Consider the following 16,270-nt stretch of genomic DNA (forward strand, 5'->3'; position numbering starts at 1 on the left):
TGCCATCCGGGGCGAGAGTTACACTCGTTCAATTCTTGCGGGTAACCCCTGACGCACCGCCGCACCCGATACCCAGTCAAGCCAGGTATTGGCTACCTGCCGGGTAGGATCCGCAAAACCCAAATCGTTGAGATTAATCCCCGATCTTATTTGTGCATCAAACGCCATCGGCTCGCCGTCAAGCGTATGCTGCGCTGCGCCCATTTCTTTATGCCCATAACCGTGTTCAATGGCGATCACGCCCGACATGACACCATGCAGCAGGCTGATCTGCGCCTGCGCTTGACCGCCAGGCGTGGTGATCCGTACCAGATCGCCGTGCGCTAAACCGTAGCGCTTACCATCCAGCGGGTTGAGCGCCACCAGATTAACCGGCTTCAGATGATGCAGGCGCGGAATCACCGCTGTGGCGCTGGACATGGTATTGGATTTAAAGGAAATCAGTTTCAGTGGCCACTCTTGTTCCGGGAATAACTCCTCGACCGCACGTCCATCTGACAGGCGCGAAGGATACCAGGCCGGGCAGCCGCTGTAGCGCTCGCCGGTAATCGCATGGCGATGCGCGGCAACGCCTGCGTTCCAGATTTGCAGTGGTTTTTCCCACGCATTGCCTACCCGATTTTCGACCCGCCCGCTGGTGTCCGGTGCAAAACGCCCGCCGCGGGAGTAGATAAACGCCACCCGGCTGATTTCATCGGCTTTCAGCGTTTGGGTCATTACAGGCACTATCCGCTGTACTCCGGTCAGCGCAATATCTTCCGGTTGCGCCTCGGCGACCGGCGCTTTACCCATAAACGCAATATTGGCGGCGAGTCGCAGGTAGTAATCTTCCGCACGGTTCAAAGGATAGCGGTTGCCCTGAGGATCGGTAATCGCATTGTCGCCGAATCCAGGTAGCCCGATGCGTTTTGCCACTGCGATACAGAAAGACTCCATCGAGGCCGGTTGACCGTCAGCGGTACTGCTGGTCGCCGCTCTGACGACCGGCCAACGTGCGGTAGTGGCTTTACTGGCCACGCCCGCCCATGGGGCGCTGAATCCCCAACTTTCGAAGTTATGGGTATCCGGCACGATGTAATCTGCCAGCGCCGTGGTTTCATTCATAAAGGCGTCAATCGCGATAAACAGCGGCAAGCGGGCAGGATCTTTTAGTTTTTCTTCCGCCACGCCGCGCAACCCTGCAATGCCGTAGAACGGGTTGGTCATGTTGGAGATCCAGGCTTTCAGCGGATAAGGGTAACCTTCAAGCGCTGAGACGAGAAGTTCGGTAAGCTGGCCTGCGACAAACGGATACCACGGGGCTTTGGCCGGGAAGGGGGATTGTCCGGCAGCCAGCTTATTGCTGTACTCTTCGGAAGACTCATAAGCCGTTTTACTGCGCGCGATGCTTAACCCTTTGGGTTTTACCTTCCCGTCGAAGCTGTCCATGTTGTAGCGTGGGCCGTCCGTAGCGCCATTAAACTTGCCGCCGCCGACGAACACGCCGCCTTCAAGACTGAGGTTGCCAATCAGCGCGTTGAGCATCATCACCGACCAGGCGTTATAAAATCCATTGCCAGCCATCATGCCACCGTGCGTGATCACCGCTGCTTTGCGTCCATGGCGGGTAAACGCATCGGCTAGTGCGCCAATGTCTGCTTCAGACACACCGCACTGCTGGCTGTATTGTGTCAGCGTGAGTTTCCCGGCGGACTCTTTCAGGCACTGAAGGCTGCTTTTTACCGTCACCGACTGACCGTCTGCCAGCGTGACTTCACGGGTGACAAACAGCTGCGCGCGCGGGCAACTGCTGGCGGCGACAATTTCGCCGGCCTCGTTAATGACCACGGGCTCCTGGGCGGCGTTTGCGCTCAGATGCGCGAGGGCTAAATGCTGTCCGGCAAGGGTTGGAAGCTCATTGGTAATCACCAGATGCGAGGCGTTAGTCCAGCTTTTTTCTCCGGCCTGTTGCATAGCCTGCACGCCGGGAATGGCGAGGTAATCGGCGTTATAACGCTGCTTATCGATAATCCAGCGGATCATCCCCATCGCCAGCGCGGAATCGCTTCCTGGACGTACGGGCTGCCAGTGGCCGCGATCGTCAGCCAGCACCGTGGTTAAAGGTAGGGCCGGCGCTACCACCACATAGCGGAAGTCGTCGCGTAAACGGGCGCTGGCCAGTTGGCGAGCCTGGCGCTTAAACGGGTTGCCGGATTGTGCCGGAGAAGTGCCCATAAACAGTGCGAATTCGACGTTATCCCAGTCAGGCTTCACGTGAGTGTTTTTATCCAAATCGCCCATTAGCGCACCGGAACCAGCCCGATAGGCCAGACCGCAGTAAGCGCCATGCGCGCCGAAGTTTTTACTGCCGAAACTGTTCAGTGCGAAGCGGCGTAAAAATGTATCACGTCCTTCATCACTGGTATTGGTGACTAGCAGTTGATTGGATTTTGGGCCAAAGCCCGGATGTCTGGCATCAAGCGGTGTGTGGGTGTCATGGATTGCTCGTAAGCCGTCAACATGGCCTTCACCAAACAAATCGCCACCTTCCACCACCTCTTTGATCAGTTGTTCGAAGCTGATGCGCTGCCATTTTCCCTCACCGCGTTTGCCGACGCGTTTCATGGGTTCCAGAATGCGCAGCGGACTGTAGAGTCCTTCAAGTAAGGTTGCGCCACGGGCGCAGGCAGTGGAGCGAGCGTCAAGACCCGATTCGCCAGCCAGTTGTTCCATTGCGGTGGCAAAGGGGACAGAGGAGTCAATATGATGCTCCTGAGACAACGGATGATACGGGTTGCCTGCAATGCGCAGCACCTTACCTTGTTCGCTGTCAACGCGAACCCGCACGCCACATTGCGTCCAGCAGCCGAAGCACTGCGTCATGGAAATAACCTGCTGCGGGTTTTGCTGCCAGCGCGGTTGGGCATTGGCTTCGGGGATAAGGGCGTTACCAAAAATACGGTCACGGGTTATTTTACCCGAGGTTCCGTCCAGCAAACCGTCTATCGCGCGCTTTGCCACATCCCGATAACTCAGGCCAAAAGTCACCATGCCACCTACGGCAAGACCCACTTTCAGCCACTGACGACGAGTTAAATTAGCCATGTTGCATTCTCCTTGCGATCGCGTTCAGGGCTTCACGAACAATAATGATCAGTGCAATCCACAGTCCAAAGGTGCCCAAAATGGCCAGCCAGCCATCGGTACCGCCAGGCAGGGTGTAAGGGTTAAACTGCGCGTTAAATTTCGGGATGGTCTGTACCTGGATGAGTAACGTCCAGCGCATCAGCCAGCAGAGCGCCATCGCGCTTAATGCGAGGAGTATGCGCAGCAGCAGCGATAAAGGGTTACGCAGCACCAGCCTACAAAGAGCAAGCGATACAAGCCACAGCGCAATCCAACCGATGGCGTAGTGTCGTGCTGAAGAGGCAACGTCGAGCCACTGGCGAATAGCCGAACCGGAAAGCGTATTGCCGCTCGCCCATATCACCACCACTAAAGCCAGCGCTGCCAGGGTGACTGTCTGTCCCCACGCCAGTTTGCGCGTTAACGTTCCCTCGTGTTTTGTCGCTGCGATGAGCAGGGCGAGAAACGTTTGCAGCGCACTGAGGAACATTGCAACCGGGAAGGCGTAGCTAAACCAGACAGGACGTGCCTGGACCACCGACACTTCGCGACCGGTGTAAACCAGCAATCCGATGGCCGACAGGGCGCTACCTATGGCTAACCATTTAGTGACACTGTAACTTTTGAGTGTTAGCCGTTTCACGTGCTGCGCCAGAAACCACAGGCCTAAGAAGCAGGTAAATAGCGGTAAAAACAGCGCGCCCCACGGCATCCAGGACCATGGCGTCGGCCAGGCGTAGAAATGCCAGACGCGGGCGGTTTGGTGTAAATCAGCGGTCAGTGCCAGCGGTGCGGTAATCGCGCAGGTCAGGGCGATTAACAGCGTCAGGTTTTCCAGTTCCGGTGTCTCCTGTTTGCGCCAGTGAAGCACACAGGCGAACAGCGCGGCGCAGGCGGCAATGCCAATGAAAAAGAAATATTGTACGGCCCAGGGCAACCAGCTTATGTCCTGAGGATGGGCCAGAACCTCTTCAATAACCAGTGAATGGTCCATTTAAACCTCCTGCCAGAGAGCGGGTTGAGCACGTCCCATCAATGGGGTGATAAATGACTCGTCCAGGCCAAGATAGAACACGTGTGGTGCAGTCCCGTTTTCCGGTTTCAGGACTTTGATAGCGTCATGGTGTTCACGCAGCATTTGCGAAATTCGACTGTGCGGATCTTTGATATCGCCGATGATGCGCGCGCCGCCGACGCAGGATTCCACGCAGGCCGGGAGCAGGCCCGCTTCGAGACGGTGAACGCAGAAGGTGCATTTATCGGCGGTTTGCGTTTCATGGTTGATGAACCGTGCATCATAAGGGCAGGCTTGCACGCAGTAGGCGCAGCCCACGCAGCGCGTGTTGTCGACTACCACAATGCCGTCTTCGCGCTGGAAAGTAGCCTGTACCGGGCAAACGGGCACGCAGGGGGGATTATCACAATGGTTGCACAGCCGCGGCAGCAGAACATTGGTGACGCTCTGCTGGCCTTCTATCTGCACCTGATACTGGTTAACAAGGGTGCGAAATTCGCCCTGCGGCGTCTGGTTTTCAATGGCGCAACTGACGGTACAGGCCTGGCAGCCGATACAGCGTCGCAGGTCAACCAGCATGGCGTAGCGGTGCTGAAGTGAGCCTTCATGGCGTTCAGGCGAGAAGGGGAACTGTGCCTGAGCCAGCGGGACCAGCGATGCGCCAGCGGTCAGGACGCCCAGTTGCTGGAGAAACTGCCGTTTACTGCTATCCATATTTTCTCCCGTCACGATGCAACAACGAAACATTGGTCACGCCGTTGATTTGCTTGTGATGAATAAAGAATCTTGATGATTTACAGTGTAAAAATGGTGACGGGGGTACTCTATTGTGGTTAACCACATACCTCGCTTGTTGTTGATCTAAAACAACATAATTGACAGGGGTAATTGAGTGGGACGCAACGTAGTAAAATGTCTGACGGTGCTGGCATCGCTATGGATGCTAAGCGGAGTGGTCAGGGCACAGACCTGGAACATTGGCGTTTTGGCGATGCGTGGTGAGGTCTCCACACGTAATCACTGGCAGCCGCTGGAAACCCTGTTGAATCAGCAAATTCCCGGCGAACAGTTTCATATTCAACCGTTGGACCTGCACCAGATGCAGGAGGCGGTGAATCGTGGCACGGTACAATTTGTGGTTACCAATCCGGCGCAATTTGTTCAGTTAAACAGTCGTTCTGCGCTGCGTTGGTTGGCATCGCTACGTTCTACTCGCGGGGGAAAAGCCACCAGTAACGTAATTGGCAGCGCCATTCTCGTCAGGCGCGACAGTGGGATAACCTCCGTACACGATCTGATCGGCAAAACGGTGGGGGCCATTGACGCTCAGGCATTTGGCGGCTATTTGCTGGGATACAAAGCACTCAGCGATGCCGGTTTGCGCCCGGAGCGCGATTTACGTCTGACGTTTACCGGGTTTCCCGCCGATGCCTTACTCTATTTATTACGCGAAAAAGCCGTGCAGGCGGTGATTGTTCCGGTATGCCTGCTGGAAAAAATGGATGAAGAAGGGCTTATTCGTAAAACAGATTTTATGGCCGTGCTTAACCATCCGACCTCGATTCCCTGTTTAACCAGTACGCCGCTCTATCCTGACTGGTCGTTTGCGGCACTGCCCACCGTAAGCGACGAGCTGGCCGATCGCGTCACGCGAGTCTTGTTCAATGCACCGCAGAATGCGACGTTTCGCTGGGGCGCGCCCGCTTCCACACGCGAAGTAGAAACGTTGCTGCGCGATGTCCGCCAACATCCACAGCAGCGCCAGCTGTGGCTGGATATCAAGAGCTGGTTTATTCAGCATCGGCTGGTGATGGGGACCGTGGCCGTCGTGTTATTGCTGCTGCTGCTCAATTATATCTGGGTGATGTTGCTGGTCCGTCGGCGTGGCAGGCAACTTGAGCGGAACAACATACTGTTGCGCAAACAGGAACAAGAACTGGAAACTGCTCGTCAAATGAGCGTGCTTGGCGAGATGACTTCAGGTTTTGCCCACGAGCTCAATCAACCACTGTCGGCTATCCGTCATTATGCACAGGGCTGTTTAATCCGCCTGCGTGGTCAGGATGAGCAGCATCCGTTGCTGCCCGTGCTTGAGCACATAGATGCCCAGGCACAGCGGGGGGCCGATACGCTGCGCAATCTCCGCCAGTGGGTCAGCCAGGCGCAGGGTAATCCGGTACTCGCCGACGACTGGCAAGTCGTCAATGTTCATGATGCTATCCATCACGTTTGGCAATTATTGCGTATGCCTCAGCAATTCCCGGCAGTATCGCTGCAAACGCGGATCGACAAGGCGTTAACGCTAACGCTGCCGAGCGTGCTTCTCGAACAGGTGCTGGCTAATTTGGTGCTCAATGCGGCCCAGGCCGGGGCAACGACAGTATGGTTTAGCGCCCAGCATGAGGAGGGGGATGTGCGTATTCAGGTGCAGGATAACGCTGGAGGTATTGATGAGGCACAATTGTATGAGGCTTTTCAGCCGTTTATGACCACCCGTAAAGAGGGCATGGGGCTGGGATTAGCCATTTGTCAACGGCTGGTGCGCTACGCAAATGGAGACATTGAGATCAAAAATCATCAGGCCCCTGATGAAAAAGCGGGTGCGGTGGTGACATTACATTTTAAGCAAAACCAGGAGGGAGCCCGTAGTGGCAATCATTCATCTGCTGGATGACGACATTGCCGTCACCCAAGCTTGTGCGTTTTTACTGGAAAGTCTGGGATATGAGGTCTGTTGTTGGGAGCATGGCGAAACATTCCTCGCCGAGGCAAATCTGCACCAGGTGGGCGTACTTTTGCTGGATATGCGTATGCCGGTACTGGATGGGCACGCAGTGCATGAAGCCATGCGCCAGCGAGAAAGTACGCTGGCGGTGGTATTTCTCACCGGACATGGCGATGTGCCGATGGCGGTTGAGCAAATGAAACGTGGCGCGGTCGATTTTTTGCAAAAGCCGGTGTCCGCTGGGCCTTTGCAGACCGCGTTAGAGCATGCTTTACAGGTTTCTCATGCCGCCTTCTCGCGACAAGAGATCGTGGCCTGCTATCAGATGCTCACGCCAAAGGAACGAGAGTTGGCGCAACTGGTCGCAAAAGGGTTAATGAATCGGGAAATTGCTGACGCCATGAGTATTGCTGTACGCACGGTTGAGGTTCATCGGGCTCGGGTGATGGAAAAAATGCAGGCGGGGAGTCTTGCTGAACTGGTGAATCGACTGCAGAGGATTCAGTAAATTTATGACATTCATTTGATTTCCATTGAATTTTGTCTAATCCGTCAGACTGATATATGCTGTTGGTTTGAGTTAATGACCAGCGGGCAAAAATGGGAAATCAAACCAAAGACGACGAGTTGTACCGTGAAATGTGCAGAGTAGTCGGTAAAGTAGTGCTGGAAATGCGCGATCTGGGACAAGAGCCTAAGCATATCGTCATTGCGGGAGTACTGAGAACCACCCTCGCCAACCAACGAGTGACGCGCAGTGAGTTAGAAAAACAGGCCATTGAGACCGTTATTAAAGCATTGGCTGGATAATCCATAAAAAGAGGAGGGCAGTCTCTTACGCCGTCCTCTTATTTTTCGTCACGTTAATCGAACAATATATATAATTCAGGGTCGCAATTAACGTAACATACTTCGTTATATATTTTAATACATGTCGAGTAACATATAAAATATAGGTGAGACTGGAGTCACAAATATTTGCAATGCATATGAAATACTATTTCAACTCACCTAAATGATAATAAATCTCACTCCGTATTAATTATTTCCCTTCCGTTTTTTAATTGATAACGATCAAGGCTACGAGGGGTAAATAACCACATTATTCCTATACCTAACCCTAAAGGATTAGATTCGTTCAGTTTAACCTCCGTCATTTATTCGATCAGGTTAGGGCAAAAATTCACGTGTTGTTGGCAACATTATATGGCCGATTCGGCCTGGTATGCGCTTAAAAAATAGCCTGAATATGTTGCTGCTACTGCGTTTGCGAAGAGGATGCGAAATAAATGAACAAGGTAGATCGTCCATTTTTAGATTGTGGTTTAACGCGGCTTGAATTTCTCCGTATATCCGGAAAGGGTCTGGCAGGACTGACCATTGCGCCCGCGTTGTTATCACTTTTTGGTTGTAAACAGGAAGATATCGATAGCGGTACAGTTGGTCTTATCAATACGCCTAAAGGGGTGTTGGTGACGCAGCGAGCACGCTGCACCGGTTGCCACCGCTGCGAGATTTCCTGTACCAATTATAACGACGGGGCCGTTGGCACCTTCTTTTCCCGCATCAAAATTCATCGCAATTACTTCTTTGGCGATGATGGCGTCGGGTCCGGTGGCGGACTCTATGGTGATTTAAACTACACCGCGGATACCTGCCGTCAGTGCAAAGATCCCCAATGCATGAAGGTCTGCCCCATTGGCGCAATTACCTGGAAACAGGAAGACGGTTGTATTGCGGTGGATCACAAACGGTGTATTGGCTGTAGCGCGTGTACCACCGCCTGTCCGTGGATGATGGCGACCGTGAATACCGAAACCAAAAAATCCTCAAAATGTGTGTTATGCGGGGAATGCGCCAATGCTTGTCCGACTGGGGCATTAAAAATTATCGAGTGGAAAGATATTACTGTTTGATAGATAGCAGGAATGCCTGATACGCGTCATTAATTGCCGAAAATATCGCAGTTTTGCAGAAAAAACTGCCTGAAGAATGGCGGGTATATCTATTAAACCTTCTTGCAAAGGAAAACATGATGGCTAATGGTTGGACAGGTAATATTTTACGGGTCAATCTCACCACGGGTAATATCACCCTTGAAGATTCCAGTAAATTTAAAAAATTTGTCGGCGGGATGGGCTTTGGTTATAAAATTATGTACGACGAAGTCCCGCCTGGCACTATGCCTTTTGATGAAGGGAATAAACTGGTTTTCGCCACCGGGCCATTGACAGGCTCTGGTGCCCCCTGTAGTTCCCGCGTCAATATCACTTCCTTATCAACGTTCACCAAAGGTAATTTAGTGGTGGATGCCCATATGGGCGGCTTCTTCGCCGCACAAATGAAATTTGCCGGTTACGACGCCATTATTATTGAAGGCAAATCCGCATCGCCAGTCTGGATCAACATCAAAGACGATAAGGTCAGCATCGAAAAAGCCGATTTCCTGTGGGGCAAGGGGACGCGTGCTACCACCGAAGAAATTTGCCGCATTACCAGCCCGGAAACCTGCGTCGCCGCTATTGGCCAGGCGGGTGAGAATCTGGTGCCGCTCTCCTGCATGATCAACAGCCGTAACCACAGCGGCGGTGCCGGTACCGGTGCGGTGATGGGCTCGAAAAACCTGAAGGCCATTGCGGTAGAAGGGACCAAAGGGGTCAACATCGCCGATCGTAAAGAGATGAAGCGGCTCAATGACTACATGATGACCGAACTCATCGGTGCCAATAACAACCACGTTGTGCCTAGCACCCCGCAGGCCTGGGCTGAATACTCCTCGCCAAACTCACGCTGGACGGCCCGTAAGGGACTGTTCTGGGGGGCGGCAGAAGGAGGGCCAATCGAAACCGGTGAAATCCCGCCCGGCAACCAGAATACCGTGGGTTTCCGTACCTATAAATCCGTGTTCGATCTGGGACCTGCCGCTGAGAAATACACGGTTAAAATGAGCGGCTGCCATTCATGCCCGATTCGCTGTATGTCGCAGCTCAATGTCCCGCGGGTGAAAGATTTTGGCGTACCGAGTACCGGTGGCAACACCTGCGTGGCGAACTTTGTTCACACCACCATTTTCCCCAATGGCCCGAAAGATTTCGACGATAAAGACGATGGGCGCGTGGTGGGAAACCTGCTTGGCCTGAACCTGTTCGACGATTATGGTATTTGGTGTAACTACGGACAGCTGCACCGTGATTTTACTTACTGCTATTCGAAAGGCGTTTTTAAGCGCGTACTGCCGGCTGAAGAGTATGCGGAGATCCGCTGGGATCAGCTGGAAGCAGGCGATCCTAACTTTATCATAGATTTTTACTATCGACTGGCGCACCGTGTGGGGGAACTCAGTCACCTTGCGGACGGTTCGTATGCCATTGCTGAACGCTGGGATTTGGGCGAAGAGTACTGGGGTTATGCCAAAAATAAACTGTGGTCGCCGTTCGGTTTTCCTGTCCATCATGCAAACGAGGCTTCGGCGCAGGTGGGGGCGATCACCAACTGTATGTTTAACCGTGACTGCATGGCGCATACCCATATCAACTTCATTGGTTCCGGTTTACCGCTGAAATTACAGCGCGAAGTGGCGGGCGAGCTATTTGGTTCACAGGATGCCTACGACGAAACCAAAAACTACACCCCGATCAATGCCGCCAAGATCAAATATGCCAAGTGGACGCTGCTGAAAGTCTGCCTGCATAACGCGGTTACGCTGTGTAACTGGGTCTGGCCGATGACGGTTTCACCACTCAAGAGCCGTAACTATCGCGGAGATTTAGATCTGGAAGCGAAGTTCTTCCAGGCGGTCACCGGCGATGAAACCACGCAGGCGAGCCTGGATCTGGCGGCTGAACGCATCTTTACTCTGCATCGTGCCTATACGGTCAAACTGATGCAAACCAAAGATATGCGCAATGAACACGACCTTATCTGCTCCTGGGTGTTTGATAAAGATCCGAAGATCCCGGCCTTCACCGAAGGGACCGACAAGATGGACCGGGAAGATATGCGCCAGTCATTGACGATGTTCTATCAGGAAATGGGCTGGGATCCCGAGCTGGGTTGTCCAACGCGTGAAACCCTGAATCGACTCGGACTTGAAGATGTGGCAGCTGATTTGGCTGCGCAGGACCTGTTGCCAGCGTAAGGAACGTGAGATGACTAACGTGAGCAACGTTCTGGCACCTGTTGAGGCGCTTCCTGACGAGGTTGATAGCCAAAAGAGACAATGGCTACAGGCGTTTCACCCGCCGGTACAGCGGGTGGCTGCGCCGCAGGTTCAGGAACCCGTCAGCCCGGAGTCGATTGTGGCAGATTTTATCCGCCAGCATTCAGCATCGGGACAGCTGGTGGCGCGCAGCGTGTTTCTGCAGCCACCTTATTCGGTCCCTGAAGACGATCTCTGCGCGTTGCTGGATGCGCTGTGTCAGGACGCGAAAAACGCGGATATCACCCGTGTGCAGGGCGCGGAAGATGTCTACTTCTACTCAACGCAAACCATGACGGCAAACTATGCCGGCATGTGCGTGCAGGTGGTGGAAAACGATATCTGCCGCGCGATTGCCGAGGCGGTACGCTTCGACGGTCGCACGTATCCTCGCCCCTATAAGGTCGCCATGTTGATGCAGCCGCCGTATAGCTTTGATTCTCAACAGATTGCAGCTGCGCTCACGGCCATGGAAACGCACCCAGATTACGCAGACATACGGACTGTGGAATCGTCAAATGCGGAGCCTTATTTGTTCAGCGAACGTTTTATGAGTTATGGCAAAGCGTACGGCCTGTGCGAATGGCTAGAGGTTGAGCAGTATCAGAACCCCTGAATTCTTCAGGTTGATGTCATGGAACGTGTGGACGACCACTGTCACAGTATTAGAGGATAACCCGATGTCCTTCACCAGACGAAAATTTGTCATTGGCATGGGGACGGTGATTTTTTTTACCGGCCCAGGTCAAAATCTGTTAGCGAGTACCCGGAGCCCTAAAGACGTTAATTACGTCATGATTCACGACGAATCACGGTGTAACGGGTGCAATATCTGCGCCCGCGCATGCAGGAAAACCAACCATGTCCCTGCCCAGGGCAGTCGTTTGTCGATAGCCCATATTCCGGTTTCAGATAACGACAACGAAACGCTGTATCACTACTTCCGTCAGTCTTGTCAGCATTGTGATGATGCGCCCTGTATTGAGGTGTGTCCCACCGGTGCCTCATGGCGAGATGAGAATGGTATTGTGCGGGTGGACACGTCTGCCTGCATCGGCTGTAGTTACTGTATTGGCGCGTGTCCGTATCAAGTGCGCTATCTCAACCCGCAGACCAAAGTGGCAGATAAATGCGATTTCTGCGCTGAATCACGCCTGGCGAAAGGTTTCCCACCAATCTGTGTTAACGCCTGTCCGGAACATGCGCTGATTTTTGGTCGTGAAGATAGCCCGGAAATTCAGACCTGGTTGCGCGAGAACAAGTATTACGAATATCAACTTGCAGGTGCCGGGAAACCCCATTTGTATCGTCGGTTCGGTCAACATTTGATTAAGAAGGAAAATGTATGAACGCGTCGCAAAATGCCGAACAGTTTCACGCCCAGCTTGCGCAGTATGTTCCCCTGTTTTCACCGGACTATTGGCCTGTGTGGTTGGTCATTGCCGGGTTGATGCTGGTGGGAATGTGGCTGGTGCTGGCGCTACATGCCATGCTGCGTTTTCGGGCGGCGCATAAAGCGTCGGCAGGGCACGGTGAAAAGGTCTATTTATATTCGAAGGCCGTTCGTTTGTGGCACTGGTCGAATGCGCTGCTGTTTCTGCTACTTCTGGTCAGTGGCCTGGTTAATCACTTCTCCGCCGTCAGCGCGCCGGCGATGAAAACCCTGCTTACCGTGCATGAGGTCTGTGGCTTTTTGCTGCTGGCCTGCTGGATTGGTTTTGTCCTGATCAACCTGATTGGCGGCAACGGACATCACTATATTATTCAACGTCAGGGCTGGATCGCACGCGCGCAAAGACAAACGCGTTTTTACCTGTTTGGTATTATGCAGGGTGAATCACATCCTTTCCCGGCATCAAAGCGTTCTAAATTCAATCCGCTACAGCAGGCGGCCTATGTTGGCGTGATGTATGGTTTGCTGCCACTGCTGCTGATCTCGGGGTTGTTATCGCTCTATCCGACGGTTGTCGGCGACCTGTTCCCCGGCGTGCGTTACTGGCTGCTTCAGGCGCACTTCGCGCTGGCGATTGTCAGTCTGTTTTTCATTTTTGGGCATCTTTATCTCTGCACTACGGGCCGCACGCCGGGCGAAACCTTCAGGTGTATGGTGGATGGCTATCACCGGCATTAAGTGATGATGATTACGCGAAGTGACTTACGGGCCTGGCGCGTTGGGCCCGTAATGTATCGCTGGTTTCTACGAGCTTTTCCCGCTGGTGGAAGTTATGCCGATGTCCATCGTGCGCTCCAGCGGGAAGGGTATACAGATTGGGCGAATAGTCTGGTGGAATACGGCTGGTCAAAATGGCGGGAAGAGGCGAGTTTTGTCCAGCAGGATATCAGCGCAATGGGGAATATTTCCCGTGTGCAAACGGCGGGGGAAACCAGCCGCCCGCTGGCGAGTGCGGAAGATAATGCCCGATTTAGCTGTTCAGGCGATAACGTTAAAATCGCCAGCACCGGGTATGCCGCCCAGATCGCCAGCGCAGGCTACAGCGCACGTATAGGCAGCGTAGGCTATAACGCGCATATCGGCAGTTCCGGCGATCGCGGGCGAATTGCGGTGGCGGGAAATTCAGCGCGTATCAGTAGCGTGGGCGACGGGACGCGTATCGCCAGTACCGGTATGCGCGTGCGCATCAGTTCGCTCGGCGACCGAAACCGGATTGCCAGCAGCGGCGATTTAACTCAGTTGGCCTGCTTTGGTGCAGAGTCGAAAATCGCCAACTGCGCGGACAACATCCACATTATTGCCAGCGGAGAGAATGCTGTTGTAGCCAGTACCGGCGCTGTGGATTCGATAATACTCGGGCCCGGCGGCTGTGCGGCGCTGGCCTATCACGATGGCGAGAGAATGCGTTTTGCGCTTGCCGTTGAAGGGGAAAATAACATTCGGGCGGGCGTAAAATATCGGCTCAACGAAGACCATCAGTTCGTGGAATGTTGAGCCGTGATTTCATTTCAGCGCGAAGCGGCGTTGGGTGATTTTCTCCAGGCTCAAGCACAGCAGGTAATAGACCAGTCCGGTAAAGATAAAAATGGCTGCCGGGTAGATTTGCACCCGACTGTTAACCTGACCGGCAACCGTCGTGAGTTCCGGGACGTTAACGATAAACGCCAGTGACGTGTCCTTCAGTAATCCAATAAATATCCCCGTTAGCGACGGCAGTACGTTACGCAGCACCTGCGGTAGCAAGATAAGCCACAGAGCCTGATAAGGGCGAAAACCCTGAACCACTGCCGCGTCATATTGCCCGCCTGGCAGCGCGCTAATTCCTGCATACACCGAGTGCATCACCGAGGCGGCGGTAAACCATGCCAACGCCAGCGTCACGGTAACGGCACCAGGGAGATCGCTTCCGGTCATCATGGGGAGCAAATACCACATCCAGAAAATCACAAAGATGAGCGGAATGCCGCGAATAAATTCTGCCCAGATAAACAATACGTTGCGAACCGCGCCCGGAAATCGCCAGGCGCAGCAGGCAAGAATTATCCCGCCAGGTAACGCCAGTATCGCCGCGCCGATCGCCATCAGCACAGTGAGCAGAACGCCGCCGGGCTGACCTTCGGCCACACGTCCCCACAGGAGATAGTCAAGATTGTCGGTAATGACCGTAATATTAGCGATCATGCTGGATGCTCCTGTCGCTGAAGATGCGCGTTCTTACTTTTGACAATTTACCCGACGCAGACTGCGGGCCAAGACGCGTAAGCAGCATACCCAGAACGATGCCGGTAAACAGATAGAGCACGGTGCCAATGGCAAAGGCTTCCAGTGCGTGCGCGTTGTAGCTCTCAATTTGCCGTACCTGGTAGGTGAGGTCAGCAAATCCAATACCGCTGGCAAGTGAGGAGAGCTTCATCAGGTTGAGATATTGCCCAACAATGGGTTGCCAGGCGTTTGCCAGCCCCTGCGGCAGCAGAATGTGGCGAAAAATTGCCCAGGATGAAAAACCTTGCGCCACAGCGGCTTCGCGTTGTCCGGTAGATACCGCCTGCAAACCAGAAGCGATCTCCTCGACCAAAAATGCCGAGGTAAATACGCCCAGCCCCCACGCTGAACAGATAAACTCTGGCGTTAACCACCAGACATCCCCCGGCAGAATAGACCATGGATGCTCAGCATTGATAAAGGTAATGACGTCGCGGGGTAACCAGTTCCATGCGGCAAAATACCAGAACATCAGTTGCACCAGTAAAGGTGTGTTGCGAAACACTGAGACCCACACGCCGACCACCGCTTTGGCGAGGCGATTGTCCGTCAGGCGCAGACCGAGGAGGGCGATGGCAATGAGCGTGGCGAGCACGATACCAGCCAGCGTCACCCAGAGCGTGGTGAGAAAACCGGAAATTATCCATTGCAGAGGTTGCCCGCTCAGCACCCCCTGCCAGTCCATTGCATGCATTATAGCGATGACTCCTGGTGTAACGGATCGAGCACTTTTTTCAGGAAACGCTGGGTTCTCGGATGCTGTGGTCGGGTGAAAAAATCCTCTGGCGCGGCTACTTCAAGAATATCGCCGCCATCGATGAATACCACACGATCGGCGATCTCACGGGCGAAATGCATTTCATGGGTCACGACAATCATGGTGATGCCGCTGTGGGCCAGGTTTTTCATCACCTGTAATACCTCGCCGATCATTTCCGGATCCAGCGCGGAGGTTGGCTCATCGAACAGTATGATTTGTGGCGACGAGGCCAGCGCACGGGCGATCGCCACACGCTGCTGCTGCCCACCGGACAACTGCGCGGCATAGGCGTTGGCTTTTTCAGCCAGCCCCACTTTTTCCAGCAACTCGAGTGCCCGATGCTCCGCTTCCGTCTTGTTCCAGCCGTGAACATATTCCAGCGCCAGGGCGATGTTCGAAAGCGCTGTCAGATGTGCATAGAGATTGAATTGCTGAAATACGAAACCGATTCGGCTGCGTAACTGACGTAATGCTGCTCCGCGCAGCTGACTAATCGGTTTGCCATCAATAAAAATTTCACCTCCGCTGAGCGACTCAAGTTGGTTGATAAGACGTATAAGAGTGGACTTTCCAGAGCCAGAAGGGCCCAGAATGGTTACCACTTCACCGGGTTCAACTGACAGGTTGACGCCGTTAAGTACGGTGTGAGCGTCATACTGTTTAATCACATTGCGCAGTTCGACGCTCGCCTGGCGCAAATGGGAAAAATCCGCAGCCGAAGCTGCGGACCGATGAAAAAGGGCTGAGAGCAT

At 53.8% G+C, this 16,270-nt stretch carries 15 protein-coding genes; 9 read left to right on the plus strand and 6 right to left on the minus strand.

The window, feature by feature from the left end; genetic code table 11:
• Positions 1 to 18: 18 nt before the first annotated feature.
• From ttrA to ttrB, 3 genes are read right to left on the minus strand one after another with little or no spacing between them, the layout of a single operon-like run.
• Positions 19 to 3,084, minus strand: a complete 3,066-nt coding sequence (gene ttrA, locus E1B03_RS12200; protein ID WP_133086302.1) for a tetrathionate reductase subunit TtrA — start codon at positions 3,082 to 3,084, stop codon at positions 19 to 21.
• Complete coding sequence (gene ttrC / locus E1B03_RS12205) at positions 3,077 to 4,099, minus strand: tetrathionate reductase subunit TtrC (RefSeq protein ID WP_133086303.1); 1,023 nt, start codon at positions 4,097 to 4,099, stop codon at positions 3,077 to 3,079. Before ttrC ends, ttrA begins: the two co-directional genes overlap by 8 nt.
• Positions 4,100 to 4,834: a tetrathionate reductase subunit TtrB gene (ttrB, locus tag E1B03_RS12210; RefSeq protein ID WP_321190255.1), complete on the minus strand. Its 735-nt coding sequence runs from the start codon at positions 4,832 to 4,834 to the stop codon at positions 4,100 to 4,102.
• A 226-nt stretch (positions 4,835 to 5,060) separates the two neighbouring features.
• Between ttrB and ttrS the strand changes: the two genes are divergently transcribed.
• The 9 genes from ttrS to ydhT all read left to right on the plus strand — a co-directional run bounded on the left by ttrS (position 5,061) and on the right by ydhT (position 13,990).
• Entirely contained in the window at positions 5,061 to 6,794 is a 1,734-nt protein-coding gene (gene ttrS / locus E1B03_RS12215) for a tetrathionate respiration histidine kinase TtrS (RefSeq protein ID WP_103770284.1), read from the plus strand.
• Positions 6,769 to 7,353, plus strand: coding sequence for a tetrathionate respiration response regulator TtrR (gene ttrR, locus E1B03_RS12220; protein WP_103770106.1), 585 nt, complete (start codon positions 6,769 to 6,771; stop codon positions 7,351 to 7,353). Before ttrS ends, ttrR begins: the two co-directional genes overlap by 26 nt.
• A 92-nt stretch (positions 7,354 to 7,445) precedes the next feature.
• Positions 7,446 to 7,655, plus strand: coding sequence for a fumarate hydratase FumD (fumD, locus tag E1B03_RS12225; protein ID WP_103770105.1), 210 nt, complete (start codon positions 7,446 to 7,448; stop codon positions 7,653 to 7,655).
• A gap of 479 nt (positions 7,656 to 8,134) precedes the next feature.
• On the plus strand, positions 8,135 to 8,761 hold the full coding sequence (locus E1B03_RS12230) for a ferredoxin-like protein (protein ID WP_103770104.1): 627 nt from the start codon (positions 8,135 to 8,137) through the stop codon (positions 8,759 to 8,761).
• Positions 8,762 to 8,880: 119 nt separating this feature from the next.
• Complete coding sequence (locus E1B03_RS12235; protein ID WP_133087220.1) at positions 8,881 to 10,983, plus strand: aldehyde ferredoxin oxidoreductase; 2,103 nt, start codon at positions 8,881 to 8,883, stop codon at positions 10,981 to 10,983.
• Between the two features lie 10 nt (positions 10,984 to 10,993).
• A complete protein-coding gene (locus E1B03_RS12240; protein ID WP_103770102.1) occupies positions 10,994 to 11,659 on the plus strand; it encodes a YdhW family putative oxidoreductase system protein in 666 nt (221 codons plus the stop codon).
• 64 nt (positions 11,660 to 11,723) lie between these two features.
• Entirely contained in the window at positions 11,724 to 12,392 is a 669-nt protein-coding gene (locus E1B03_RS12245) for a 4Fe-4S dicluster domain-containing protein (RefSeq protein WP_103770101.1), read from the plus strand.
• Positions 12,389 to 13,174: a thiosulfate reductase cytochrome B subunit gene (phsC, locus tag E1B03_RS12250; RefSeq protein ID WP_103770100.1), complete on the plus strand. Its 786-nt coding sequence runs from the start codon at positions 12,389 to 12,391 to the stop codon at positions 13,172 to 13,174. Before E1B03_RS12245 ends, phsC begins: the two co-directional genes overlap by 4 nt.
• Positions 13,175 to 13,225: 51 nt before the next feature.
• Positions 13,226 to 13,990, plus strand: a complete 765-nt coding sequence (gene ydhT / locus E1B03_RS12255; protein WP_425456654.1) for a protein YdhT — start codon at positions 13,226 to 13,228, stop codon at positions 13,988 to 13,990.
• A 9-nt stretch (positions 13,991 to 13,999) separates the two neighbouring features.
• On the opposite strand, the gene E1B03_RS12260 is transcribed toward ydhT, so the two are convergent.
• From E1B03_RS12260 to E1B03_RS12270, 3 genes are read right to left on the minus strand one after another with little or no spacing between them, the layout of a single operon-like run.
• Positions 14,000 to 14,677, minus strand: coding sequence for an amino acid ABC transporter permease (locus E1B03_RS12260; RefSeq protein WP_103770098.1), 678 nt, complete (start codon positions 14,675 to 14,677; stop codon positions 14,000 to 14,002).
• A complete protein-coding gene (locus E1B03_RS12265; RefSeq protein WP_133086304.1) occupies positions 14,667 to 15,452 on the minus strand; it encodes an amino acid ABC transporter permease in 786 nt (261 codons plus the stop codon). The genes E1B03_RS12260 and E1B03_RS12265 overlap by 11 nt, the downstream gene beginning before the upstream one ends.
• Positions 15,452 to 16,270, minus strand: a complete 819-nt coding sequence (locus E1B03_RS12270; protein WP_103770096.1) for an amino acid ABC transporter ATP-binding protein — start codon at positions 16,268 to 16,270, stop codon at positions 15,452 to 15,454. Before E1B03_RS12270 ends, E1B03_RS12265 begins: the two co-directional genes overlap by 1 nt.

Origin of the sequence: Citrobacter arsenatis (assembly GCF_004353845.1) — a bacterium.
GTDB classification, from domain to species: Bacteria; Pseudomonadota; Gammaproteobacteria; order Enterobacterales; family Enterobacteriaceae; genus Citrobacter; species Citrobacter arsenatis.